At 71.0% G+C, this 255-nt stretch carries 1 pseudogene; it reads right to left on the minus strand.

The window, feature by feature from the left end:
* A pseudogene (locus tag GL263_RS28010) lies at nucleotides 1-255 on the minus strand (sugar ABC transporter substrate-binding protein); the annotation flags it as partial.

Below are 255 nucleotides of genomic sequence, written 5' to 3' on the forward strand. Positions count from 1 at the left end.
CTTGCTGTAGGCCGGGTACGCCCAGTGCCCGACCCAGCTGAGGGCGACCCGCCCCTTGGCGAACGCGTTGCCGTCCGTGTTGGCGTCGACGTACGTCTTCCACGACTGGAAGGTCCGCATCGCCGACACCACGCCGGGCGCGTCGAGGGCGCCCGCCGCCTTGCCGTCCTTGAGCAGGGAACCACCGGCGGACCAGACGACGGGGGCGAAGCCGTAGGTGCCCCACTCGGTGGCCAGCCCGTACTGCTCGGAGAT

Source organism: Streptomyces durbertensis (genome assembly GCF_014156695.1).
Classification (GTDB): domain Bacteria; phylum Actinomycetota; class Actinomycetes; order Streptomycetales; family Streptomycetaceae; genus Streptomyces; species Streptomyces durbertensis.